Annotated in this window: 8 protein-coding genes and 2 riboswitches; of the genes, 4 read left to right on the top strand and 4 right to left on the bottom strand. The window is 69.2% G+C overall.

What is annotated here, in order from left to right; translation table 11 throughout:
• Window positions 1–59: 59 nt before the first annotated feature.
• From CFB81_RS08095 to cobW, 3 genes are read right to left on the bottom strand one after another with little or no spacing between them, the layout of a single operon-like run.
• Window positions 60–1,145 carry an ATP-binding protein gene (locus CFB81_RS08095; RefSeq protein ID WP_089435009.1) on the bottom strand — a complete coding sequence of 362 codons (1,086 nt, stop codon included), beginning with the start codon at window positions 1,143–1,145 and terminating at the stop codon, window positions 60–62.
• Entirely contained in the window at window positions 1,142–4,951 is a 3,810-nt protein-coding gene (cobN, locus tag CFB81_RS08090) for a cobaltochelatase subunit CobN (RefSeq protein WP_089435008.1), read from the bottom strand. Before cobN ends, CFB81_RS08095 begins: the two co-directional genes overlap by 4 nt.
• A gap of 6 nt (window positions 4,952–4,957) precedes the next feature.
• Entirely contained in the window at window positions 4,958–6,046 is a 1,089-nt protein-coding gene (gene cobW, locus CFB81_RS08085; protein WP_089435007.1) for a cobalamin biosynthesis protein CobW, read from the bottom strand.
• Between the two features lie 323 nt (window positions 6,047–6,369).
• Window positions 6,370–6,634: riboswitch (cobalamin riboswitch) on the bottom strand.
• Window positions 6,635–6,759: 125 nt separating this feature from the next.
• A riboswitch (cobalamin riboswitch) is annotated at window positions 6,760–6,997 on the top strand.
• A gap of 108 nt (window positions 6,998–7,105) precedes the next feature.
• Here cobW and cobA point away from each other — a divergent pair.
• The 4 genes from cobA to CFB81_RS08065 are packed head-to-tail and all read left to right on the top strand — an operon-like array spanning window position 7,106 to window position 10,233.
• Window positions 7,106–7,915: a uroporphyrinogen-III C-methyltransferase gene (cobA, locus tag CFB81_RS08080; protein WP_176730252.1), complete on the top strand. Its 810-nt coding sequence runs from the start codon at window positions 7,106–7,108 to the stop codon at window positions 7,913–7,915.
• Window positions 7,912–8,289, top strand: coding sequence for a cobalamin biosynthesis protein (locus tag CFB81_RS08075; RefSeq protein ID WP_089435006.1), 378 nt, complete (start codon window positions 7,912–7,914; stop codon window positions 8,287–8,289). The genes cobA and CFB81_RS08075 overlap by 4 nt, the downstream gene beginning before the upstream one ends.
• Before the next feature lie 34 nt (window positions 8,290–8,323).
• Complete coding sequence (cobO, locus tag CFB81_RS08070; RefSeq protein WP_069620701.1) at window positions 8,324–8,926, top strand: cob(I)yrinic acid a,c-diamide adenosyltransferase; 603 nt, start codon at window positions 8,324–8,326, stop codon at window positions 8,924–8,926.
• A 2-nt stretch (window positions 8,927–8,928) separates the two neighbouring features.
• Window positions 8,929–10,233 carry a cobyrinate a,c-diamide synthase gene (locus CFB81_RS08065; RefSeq protein ID WP_089435005.1) on the top strand — a complete coding sequence of 435 codons (1,305 nt, stop codon included), beginning with the start codon at window positions 8,929–8,931 and terminating at the stop codon, window positions 10,231–10,233.
• 228 nt (window positions 10,234–10,461) lie between these two features.
• Here CFB81_RS08065 and CFB81_RS08055 read toward each other — a convergent pair whose 3' ends face one another.
• Window positions 10,462–11,625, bottom strand: coding sequence for a M20 aminoacylase family protein (locus CFB81_RS08055; protein ID WP_089435004.1), 1,164 nt, complete (start codon window positions 11,623–11,625; stop codon window positions 10,462–10,464).
• Window positions 11,626–11,923: the final 298 nt, after the last annotated feature.

Here is an 11,923-nt window from a genome sequence, read left to right as displayed (position 1 = left end):
GGCGCCTGACTGCCATCGAGGACCGCGAATCGCGTTCGCGGCGGCGTCGGCTCGATGGCTCAGCGTTTTTTTAGCGGCAGCGGCACCACGCTTTTCACGTCGCGCAACCCGGCCGGTTCGGGCGGCAGGTAGCCCCAGTCGCCCTGCGACGCGGACGCGTCGGCCTCCGTGTCGTCGGTGTCGCGCTGTTGTTTGTCAGGCTGCCGCGGGTTATCCGACCGCAAACGATCGTCGCGCTCATCACCTTGCCGCGACGATTGCTGCGACGGCGGCGGCCCCGCATGGCGCCGATGCCGCAGCACGGCGTCGGCCACGCGCGCCACATGCGACACCGTCACCGCGTCGGCCTGCTCCAGCGCGGCCAGCGCACGCGCGGCGCGCAGCATCACGAGATCGGCGCGCAATCCGTCGACGGCCGCGTCGATGCACAGCATGCTGACGCGCGCATGGACCGCATCGTCGAAATCCAACGCCGGCAGCCGTGCACGCGCCGCATGAATCCGGTCCGAAAGTTCGCGCTGGGCCGCCGCGTGACGCGCGCGAAACGCGTCCGGATCGAGATCGAACGCAAGGCGCGCCTTCACGATCCGCTCGCGCTGGGCGGCGTCGAAGCAGTTCTCCAGCTCGACCATCAGCCCGAAGCGGTCGAGCAGTTGCGGGCGCAACTCGCCCTCCTCGGGATTCATCGTGCCGACCAGCACGAAGCGCGCGTCGTGCGCGTGCGACACGCCATCGCGCTCGACGATATTCACGCCGCTCGCGGCGACGTCGAGCAGCGTATCGACGAGTCCGTCGGCGAGCAGGTTCACTTCGTCGACATACAGCACGCCGAGATGCGCGCGAGCCAGCAGGCCGGGCCGGAAGCGCACGCCGTTTTCGGCGAGCGCGTGCGCGAGATCGAGCGTGCCCGTCACCTGCTCGTCGCTCGCCGACAGCGGCAGCGTGACGAACTGCCCTTGCGGCAACAGCTCCGCGAGGCCGCGCGCGGCCGTCGATTTCGCGGTGCCGCGCGGTCCGCTGACGAGCACGCCGCCGAGCGACGGGTCGATCGCGGCAAGCAGCAGCGCCTGCTGCAACGCGTCCTGCGCGACGAGCGCCGCAAACGGAAAAACCGCGCGGGCGCGGTGCGTCGTCGGATCGGTCATCGCCGTCCTCCTTCCTGGCGTTGTTCGCTGGCGAGCCAGATCGCCTCGATCCGCTCGCGATAGGGGCCCGGCTGCTGCCACAGCCCGCGCTGCATCGCTTCGACGAAGCGCTCGCAGATGCCGTGCAGCGCCTTCGGGTTGTGCCGTTCGACGAACGCGCGGGTGGCGTCGTCGAACAGGTACGCGTCGGCGACGAGCGCGTACTGGTGATCGGACAGCACGCGTGCGGTCGCGTCATAGCCGTACAGGTAATCGACGGTCGCGGCGAGTTCGGCCGCACCCTTGTAGCCGTGACGCTTCACGCCGTCGAGCCATTTCGGGTTGACGACGCGCGAGCGGATCACGCGCGCGATTTCCTCGCGCAGCGTGCGCATCTTCGGCGCGACCGGGTTCGCATGGTCGCCGTGATAGACGCTCGGCTGCTGCCCGGACAGGTGCCGCACCGCCGCCGTCATTCCACCCTGGAACTGGTAGTAATCGTTCGAATCGAGGATGTCGTGCTCGCGGCTGTCCTGGTTCTGCACGACGACGTCGATCGTCGCGAGCCGCGCGCCGAACACGTCGGGCGCCGCGTCGCCCGCGCTGTTCTGTGCGTATGCATGGCCGCCCCATTGGCGGTAGGCATCCGCGAGATCGGCGTCGGTCTGCCAGCGGCGCTGGTCGATCAGGTCCTGCAGGCCCGCGCCGTAGCTGCCCGGCCGTGCGCCGAACACGCGCCAGCCGGCGCGCCGGCGCGCTTCGTCGGGCGCCACGCCCTGCGCGATCCACTTCTCCCGTTCGCGCTCGATGCGCGCGCGGATCGGGTTCAGTTCCTCGGGCTCGTCGAGCGCGGCGACCGCCTGCACGGCCGCGTCGAACAGGTGCATCAGGTTCGGGAACGCATCGCGGAAGAAACCCGACACGCGCAGCGTCACGTCGATGCGCGGCCGGTCGAAGATCTCGATCGGCAAAATCTCGAAGTCGGTCACGCGATGGCTGCCGTGCGCCCATTTCGGCCGCACGCCGATCAGCGCGAACGCCTGCGCGATGTCGTCGCCGCCGGTGCGCATCGTGGCCGTCCCCCAGACCGACAGCCCGATCGCGCGCGGATAGTCGCCGTGATCCTGCAGATGGCGTTCGATCAGTTGCTGCGCGGATTTCAATCCGAGCGACCACGCGGCCTGCGTCGGCACCGCGCGCGTATCGACCGAGTAGAAATTGCGGCCCGTGGGCAGCACGTCGGGACGGCCGCGCGACGGTGAACCGCTCGGCCCCGGCGGCACGAAGCGGCCGTCGAGCCCGCGCAGCAACTGCCGCATTTCCTCGCTGCCGCACGCGTCGAGCGCGGGCAACAGCGTCGAACGCACGCGTTCGAGCACCGCGAGCGTATGCGGCCATTCGCCGGCCGGCGGAATGTCGAGGTCGGGATCCTCCGAAGCGGCTCCGCACACGACGTCGAGCCAATGCTGCGCCAGCCGTTCGAGCCGCTCGCGCGTATCGCCGGCATGACGCCACGGCGACGGGTCGAGCGTTTGCAGCACGGCCGGCCGCGGCCCGGTCCACGGTGCGGCCCAGTCGGTCGAAAGCGGGTCGAAATCGTCGCCAAGCGCGAGATCGCGCGCGAGCGCGCCGATCAGGCCGGCCCGTTCGCCCTTGCCGTCTCCAATCGGGAAGCGTGCGAGCGCGAGCAGCGTGTCGCGCCGCTGGCGCTCGACCGGCGACGCGCCGAACACGTGCAGCCCGTCGCGAATCTGCGCTTCCTTCAACTCGCACAGCCACGCATCGACGCGCGTGAGCAGCGCATCCTCGTCGCCCGCATCGCGCGGCGGCGACACGCTCAGCTCGTCGTGCAGGCGATGCTCGGCGATCGTCGCGAGGATCGTCCTGCGCAGCAGCTTCGCGCGCCGCGCATCGACCATCAGCGCCTCGTAGTATTCGTCGACCTGCCGTTCGAGATCCTGCAGCGGGCCGTAGTTTTCCGCGCGCGTGAGCGGCGGCATCAGGTGATCGACGATCACCGCCTGCGCGCGCCGCTTCGCCTGGCTGCCCTCGCCCGGATCGTTGACGATGAACGGATACAGGTGCGGCAGCGGCCCGAGCGTCAGGTCGGGCCAGCACGCGTCGGACAGCGCGACGCTCTTGCCCGGCAGCCATTCGAGGTTGCCGTGCTTGCCAAGATGGACGACCGCGTCGACGCGATACGCATCGCGCAGCCAGAAATAGAACGCGAGATACGCGTGCGGCGGCACGAGGTCGGCATCGTGGTAGCTCGCGTAGTCGTTCTCGTCGCGCGAGCGCGACGGCTGGATACCGACGAACACGTTGCCCGCGCGCCAGCCGGCGATCGTGAAGCGCTGTTGCCGCAGCGTCGGGTCCGCTTCGGGCGGCCCCCAGCGTTCGTTCAGCGCGTCGCGCACGGCCGCCGGCAGCCGCGCGAAACGCGCGACGTAATCGGCCAGCGCGTAACTCTGAAACGCGGGCCGCAGCGTGCGCACGGCGGGATCGTTGGTCACGCCTTCGGTGAGTTGCGCGATCAGTGCGTCGCCGTCGGGCGGCAGGTCGGCTACCGTATAGCCCGCATCGCGCAGCGCCGCAAGCACGCGCAGCGCGGATGCGGGCGTGTCGAGCCCGACGCCGTTGCCGATCCGCCCTTCGCTTTGCGGATAGTTCGCGAGAATCAGCGCGATGCGCTTGTCGGCGTTATCCAGCGTGCGCAGCCGGCACCAGCCGCGCGCGAGCGCCGCGACGAACGCGATCCGCTCCGCATCCGGCTGGTAGCGCACGACGTCGACTTCGGTGTGCGCGCAACGATACGCGAGCCCCTTGAAGCTCACCGCGCGCGTGACGATGCGCCCGTCGACTTCGGGCAGCGCGACATGCATCGCGATGTCGCGGGCGTGCAGCCCCTGGTTGTCGGCCACCCACGCGTCGCGATTGCCGCCGGACAGGATCACCTGCAGCACCGGCGCGTCGCCGGCCAGCACGTCGGGCTCGGGGCTGTCGATCGCGCCGGCCGCGAACGCGGTGGTGTTCAGCACGAGCGCGACGCCATGCGCATCGCACAGTTGCGTGATGACCTCGCGGCTCACCGCGTCCTTCAACGACGTCACCGCGATCGGCAGCGGATTCAGCCCTTCGTCTGTCAATGCATCGGCCAGCGCATCGAACACGGCCGTGTTCGCGGCCTGCCAGTGCGCGCGATAGAACAGGATCGCGACGACCGGCGCGCCGGGCGTCCAGCGCGGCCGCCAGTCGTCGACGCTCGCACGGTCGCGCGCCGGGTGATACAGCGCGGCGGCCGGCAGCGGGCGCGGCGGTTCGGGCGCTTCACCGAATCCGAGCGTGTGAAACGCGATGCTGCGCAGCAGCGCGTCGGCGTTGTGCACACCGCCTTCGCGCAGGTAGCGCCACCACAGCCGGCACAGCTCGGCCTCGACCGTGCTCTTCGCGACGAGATTCGGGTCCTCCTGCAGGTCGCCCGAAAACATCGCGAGCTGCTGCCCGCGCTTCGACGCGAGCGACACGGCCTGCTCGATCCCGTACGGCCAGTACGCTTCGCCGCCCAGATGATCGATCACGACCGTCTTCGCGTGGCGCAGCACGTCGTCGACGTAGAAATCGACCGACGCCGGCTGCCGCAGGAACGTGACGTTCGCGAGCCGCACGCTCGGGAATCCTTCGGGCAAGTGCGGCACGACGCTCGCGAGCAGCGACAGCGTCGTGTCGGCCGAACTCAGGATCACGATGTCGGCCGGCTGCTGGTCGATCCGGACGACGCCCTGCGTATCGTCGACGAAGCCGCCCGGCGTGGTGCGCAACAGATGCATCGTGCGTTACGCCTGTTGCGGCTCGGCCGCGCACGCGGCGTCGAACGCACGTTGCAGCACGGCCGCGTCGAGATCCTCGCCGATCAGCACGAAGCGGCTCGCGCGCGTTTCGCCGTCCTGCCAGCGGCGGTCGAAATAGCTGTCGAAACGGCGGCCGACGCCCTGGATCACGAGCCGCATCGGCGCGCCGGGCAGCGCGGCGAAGCCTTTCGCGCGATAGATCGTGTGCGCTTCGACCACGCGCTGCAGCGCGGCGATCGTCGCTTCGCGCGTGCCGGCGTCGCCCGATACCACCACCGAGTCGAAATCGTCGTGATGGTGATCGTGATCGCCGTCGTCGGCCGAGCCGTGATGGTCGTGGCGCAGGTGGATCGTTTCCTCCGATGCCGATTCGAGGCCGAGCAGCATCGCGAGATCGAGTTCGCCGCGCGTCGCGCGCACGATCTTCACCTGCGGCGGGATTTCTTCGCGGATCGCGGTTTCGATCTGCGCGAACTCGGCGTCGTCGACGAGGTCGGCCTTGTTCACGATCACGAGATCGGCGGACGACAGTTGATCGGCGAACAGTTCGTGCAGCGGCGATTCGTGGTCGAGGTTCGGATCGGCGCGACGCTGCGCGTCGACGGCCTGCGGGTTTTCCGCGAACTGGCCGCTCGCGGCGGCCGGCCCGTCGACGACGGTCACGACCGCGTCGACCGTGAAGCTGTTGCGGATCGTCGGCCAGTTGAACGCCTGCACGAGCGGCTTGGGCAGCGCGAGGCCCGACGTCTCGATCAGCACGTGGTCGATATCCGCGCGGCGCTCGACGAGCGCCTCCATCACCGGATAGAACTCTTCCTGCACGGTGCAGCACAGGCAGCCGTTCGCGAGTTCGTACAGCTGGCCCGATGCTTCGCCCTGCGCGCCGTCGGCATCGTCGCAGCCGATGCCGCAGCCCTTGAGGATTTCGCCGTCGATGCCGAGCTCGCCGAATTCGTTGACGATCACCGCGATGCGGCGGCCTGCGGCGTGCTGCAGGATGTGGCGCATCAGCGTCGTCTTGCCGCTGCCGAGAAAGCCCGTGACGATCGTGACGGGCAGCTTGCGTAGGGTCATGGTAGGTCCGGTGTCGAAGAGGGAATCAGGACGGGATCGTCGCGTCGGTGGCGGCGTGGCAATTCATCGGGCGACGCGCAGGAAGATCGCCGCGTGATCCGCGCGGACAGCCGCGCGACAGGCGGAACAACGGATCGGGCATGGTGCTTCCTTGCGAACGGTCGACATCGTGAATGCCAACACGGCTGCCGCCGGCCTCGCCCGCGCCGCCTGCCGTTCGCCGCGCCGGCCGCGCACGTGCGGCGGCAGATGGACGGAGGAAGCGTCGAACACCGGGCGTCGGGCCGGCTGCGGCCGTGGACGATGCGCCGCCTCCCCGCGGCGCTGAACCCCAACGTTTAGGCCGGTATCCGGGCTGACGAACACGCCGCTTCGCCTTCCCGGATGCGTCGCATCCAGTGGCGGTCGTCCGCATGCGCATGGCATGCGGCGAAGCGGCGCTGCGTGGCGCTTGCGCGCGACGCGTTCGCTTACCGTTGCGGGGGCAGCACAGGTTGGCTCGACTGCGGTGCAGGCAGGCTCCCTGTTTCCCGTTTAACTGCGCGTGCCGGAGCGGCGCGCGCGAGCACCAAAACGCGTGCGAGTGTAGGCGGCGGGGCCGGGAGCGTCAAGGCAAAACGGGCCGCCGCCGGGCGTTCGCCGCGGCCGCGCGCCCACGCGGGAGGCCGCATCCTGCCCCCCGCAGCGGGTTCGCGCGGGTCGGTCGCTGTGCTATCGTATGCGCCGCGTTCGGTGCTCGCATGCGCGTTCCGCGCCTGCAGTTAAACGGGAAACAGGAGGCGGACATCCGCCCGGCCTGTGCTGTCCCCGCAACGGTACGCCGCCCGCGCAACGCGCTTTCCCGCGCGTGCGCCCAGGCCGCCCGCGATGCCACTGCCCTTCGACCGGGCGGGAAGGCTGCGGCCTGGCAAGCGGCCAGCCCGGATACCGGCCGACGCAAGGGGCGAGCGCGATGCTCGCCGAACGCCCGATCCGCGGGGAACGGATGGGGTGCGCATTCCACCGCGTTCGCGCGGGTTTCGCCCGATCCGACATGCACTGCCTGCCCGCCGGCCGCCGATGTGCCGCCCGCCTTCCCTGTTCCACTGTTTCGACACGGTGTGCGCCGTGCCGCGCGCGATGAGCCGCGCGTGGCTGATCGGCGCCGGCCCCGGCGACGCCGACCTGCTGACGCTCAGGGCCGTGCGCGCGATCGGCGCGGCCGACGTGCTGCTCGTCGACGATCTCGTGAACCCCGACGTGCTGCGTCACGCGCGCGCCGATGCGCTGATCGAGCACGTCGGCAAGCGTGGCGGCCATGCGTCGACGCCGCAGGAGGCGATCGTCGCCACGATGCTTGCGCACCTGCGCGCGGGCCGCAGCGTCGCCCGGCTCAAGGGCGGCGATCCGTTCGTGTTCGGCCGCGGCGGCGAGGAGCTGATCGCACTCGGTGCGGCAGGTTTTCCGGCGGAAGTCGTCAACGGCATTACCGCGGGCATCGCCGCGCCGGCCGCGCTCGGCATCCCGGTCACGCACCGCGGCGACGCGCAAGGCGTGATCTTCGTCACGGGCCACGGCGCGGGGGCCGATGAGCCCGACTGGCGCGCACTCGCGGCCACCCGCATGACGATCGTGATCTACATGGGCGTCCGCCGGCTCGACGCGATTGCCGCGGCGCTGCGCGACGGCGGCCTGCCCGGCGACACGCCGTGCGCGGCGATCGAGAACGCGACGCGCCCCGAACAGCGCCACGTGCTCGCGACGCTCGATACGCTCGTCGATCGCATCTCGGAAACCGGTATCGGTTCGCCGGCGATCGTCGTGATCGGCCGCGTCGCGGCGCTCGCCGACGATCCGGCGGTGCGTGCGGCGCTCGGCGGCCGCGCATGATGCGCATCGCGCTCGGTGTCGGTTTTCGCTCGGGCGTCACGGCCGCGCAACTCGATGCCGCGATCCGCGCCGCGCTCGCGCGCTATCCGGCCGCCGAACCGGCGCTCGTCGCGACGCTCGCCGACAAGGCGCGCGCCCGTGCGCTGCGCACGCTGTGCGCGCGCCGTGGCTGGCCGCTCGTCGCGTTCGACGCGGCGCAACTCGCGAGCCATCCGGAACTGGCCGCGAGCGGCCCGTCGGACGCCGCGCTGGCCCGCTTCGGCATCGCGGGCGTGGCCGAGCCGTGCGCGCAGCTCGCCGCGCCGCACGGCCGGCTGCTCGGCCCCAAATCCATTCTGGGCGGCGTGACGGTCGCGCTCGCCGGCCCGCTCTGAACTCATTGTTTCGCTTTCGAGAGGACGATTTCCGATGAAGACCGATTCCGAATCCCATCAGCGGATGGCCGAACGCCGCCGCGCCGGCCACGAGAAAAAGCAGGCCGCCGCCACGCATGAGAAAGGCCTGCTGATCGTCCACACCGGCAACGGCAAGGGCAAGAGCACGGCCGCGTTCGGGATGGCCGTGCGCGTGCTCGGCCACGGGATGCGGCTCGGCGTCGTACAGTTCATCAAGGGCGCGCTGCATACATCCGAGCGCGACTTCCTCGGCGCGGTCGCGGAGTGCGATTTCGTGACGATGGGCGACGGCTATACGTGGAACACGCAGAACCGCGACGCCGATATCGCGACTGCGCGCAAGGGCTGGGACGAAGCGCGCCGGATGATCGAAAGCGGCGACTACCGGATGGTGATCCTCGACGAGCTGAACACCGTGCTGAAGTACGAATACCTGCCGCTCGACGAAGTGCTCGCGACGCTCACGGCCCGACCGGAGTCGGTGCACGTCGTCGTCACCGGGCGGCACGCGCCCGACGCGCTGATCGATGCGGCCGATCTCGTCACCGAAATGCGGCTCGTCAAGCATCCGTACAAGGAACAAGGCGTGAAGGCGCAGCGCGGCGTGGAGTTCTGAGCATGCCAGCCTGCCCCGCGCTGTTCGTCAGCGCGCCCGCGTCCGGACAGGGCAAGACGTCGGTGACGGCCGGCCTCGCGCGGCTGCACCGCCGGCTCGGCCGCCGCGTGCGCGTGTTCAAGACCGGGCCCGATTTTCTCGATCCGATGCTGCTCGAACGCGCGAGCGGCGCACCCGTGCATGCGCTCGACCTCGGGATGGTCGGCGAGGCCGGTTGCCGCGCGCTGCTCGCCGACGCCGCACGCGACGCCGATCTGATCCTGATCGAAGGCGTGATGGGATTGTTCGACGGCACGCCGAGCAGCGCCGATCTCGCGGTCGCGTTCGGCGTGCCGGTCGTCGCGGTGATTTCGGCGAAGGCGATGGCGCAGACGTTCGCGGCGGTCGCCTTCGGGCTCGCGCGGTTCCGGCCCGAAGTGCCGTTTCACGGCGTGCTGGCGAACCGCGTCGGGTCGCCACGGCACGCGGAGTTGCTGCAACAGGCATTGCCCGACGACCTGCGCTGGCTCGGGCACGTGCCGGCCGATGCGGGCATCGCGCTGCCGGAGCGGCATCTCGGGCTGCACCAGCCGGCCGATATCGACGATCTCGATGCGCGGCTCGATCGCGCGGCCGACGTGCTCGCGCAAACCGCCGTCGCCAAGTTGCCGCCTGCCGTCTCGTTCGCCGAACCGGACGTTGCCGCGCCGCTGCCGCACGCGCTGGCCGGCAAGCGGATCGCAGTGGCGCGCGATGCGGCGTTTTCGTTCATCTATCCGGCCAATCTCGCGTTGCTGGATACGCTCGGTGCCAAGCTGCGGTTCTTCTCGCCGCTCGCCGACGAACCCGTGCCCGACGATTGCGACGCGCTGTTTTTGCCGGGCGGCTATCCGGAACTGCATGCGGCGACACTTGCCGGAAATGCCGTGACGGCTCGGACGATTCGTGCGCATGCGGCAGCCGGCCGGCCGATCGTCGCGGAATGCGGCGGGATGGTGTATCTGTGCGAGTCGCTGACCGACGTGGATGGCTCGACGGCGCCGATGCTCGGCCTGCTGCCGGGGCATGCGACGATGCAGCGCCGGTTCGCGGCACTCGGCATGCAGGAGCTCGATACGCGCACCGGGCCGATGCGTGGCCATACGTTTCATTATTCGCGGCTGGATACGCCGTTGGCGCCGGTCGCGGCCGCGGCCCGGCCCGATGGCGAGGCCGGCAGCGGCGAAGCCGTTTATCGCGCGGGCGCGATCGTCGCGACGTACATGCACATGTACTGGCCGTCGAATCCGGATGCGGTCGTGGCGCTGTTCGGTGGGGAAGTGTTCTGAACGGTCGATCTCATGCCTGCATGAGGTGGCACAAAGCCTGTCGGAATTGAGTGCTGCCGTGTAGCAACTACAGCATTCGACGTGCGCGGCTACAGATTTCGTTCGATGTCCATCCGCTGATACAGGACACGGATGACGTCGATGGTTTCATCCGTTTCGCGGTAAAACACAACGTGAGCGCCGGCGGGGTAGATAGTCGGTCCAGTGCCGCATGTCTCGCATCCTCCATCACACCAGAAACGCCTCGGCCAACTTCACCCAGTACGACGCACCGGTCGGCAGCACTGCATCGTTGAAGTCATAGCCGGGGTTGTGCACCATGCAGCCACCTTCTCCGTCGCCGTTGCCGACGATCAGGTAGCACCCCGGCCGCTTCTCGAGCAGGAACGCGAAATCTTCGCTACCGGTAAGCGGCACCATCCCGTCGATCAGATTAGCTTCGCCGGCCCATTCGCGTGCGACGCCGCGCGCGAACGCCGTCATCTCCGCATCGTTCACGAGCACCGGATAGCGGCGCTGGTAATCGATCGTCGCCGTCGCGCCGAACACGGCCGCCTGCGCAAGCACGACCTCGTTGATGCGCGTTTCGAGCAGGTCGCGTACGTCGGGCTTCAGCGCACGCACCGACAGACGCATCTGCGCGCGATCGGGAATCACGTTCGGCGCATCGCCCGCGTGGATCGCGCCGACCGTGATGATCGCCATGTCGAGCGGCGACACGTTGCGCGATACGATCGTCTGCAACGCCAGCACGATCTGCGCGCACACGACGACGGGATCGATCGCCCGGTGCGGCACCGCGCCGTGGCCGCCGCGGCCCTGCACGTCAATGACGACGGTATCCGACGACGCCATGAACGGCCCGGGCAGGAAACCGAACTTGCCGGTCGGGAAGCCCGGCATGTTGTGCATCGCGAAGATCGCGTCACACGGAAATTGGTCGAACAGCCCTTCGTCGAGCATTTTCTTCGCGCCGCCGAGCCCTTCCTCGGCCGGCTGGAAAATCAGGTTCAGCGTGCCTGAGAAGCGGCGCGCGCGCGAGAGATGCTTCGCGGCCGCGAGCAGCATCGCCGTATGGCCGTCGTGGCCGCACGCGTGCATCTTGCCGGGGATCGTGCTCTGGTACGGCAGGCCCGTCGCTTCGTGGATCGGCAGCGCGTCCATGTCGGCGCGCAGGCCGAGGCGCTGCTTGCCCTCGCCCACTGTCAGCTGCGCGACGACGCCGGTGCCGCCGAGCCCGCGATGCACGGTGTAGCCCCACGACTGCAACTGCTCGGCGACGAGGTCGCTCGTCGCGAATTCCTCGAAACCCAGTTCGGGATGGGCATGGATGCGGTGCCGGATCTCGATCATTTCGTCGGCGAGGCCTGCGGGGATCACGCTGTGCGTCACGGTGTCGTCTCCTGAAGTGCGGTGGAAAATATGCAGGCAACGATAGTTGATTCGACGGCAACCGGGCAGATGGATAGTCGTGGCGGTAGCAACCAGAAGTTGCCATATGTGACGTGACTCGCGACAAGGAGGGCCGGCCATCTGGACGATTGCCGCGAACGCCATGGACGCGCAAACCTTCCACGTCGATTTTTCGCGCGCGAGGAAAGCGAACGTTGCCCTTGCGCGGAAAATACTTTTTATATCAATGACTTGGCCGAGCATGTTCACTTTTTAGCGCGTGTACATTTTTTGTATA

This window comes from Burkholderia sp. AU28863 (genome assembly GCF_002223195.1).
GTDB lineage: Bacteria > Pseudomonadota > Gammaproteobacteria > Burkholderiales > Burkholderiaceae > Burkholderia > Burkholderia sola.
This window is presented reverse-complemented; position numbering and strand designations above follow the sequence as displayed.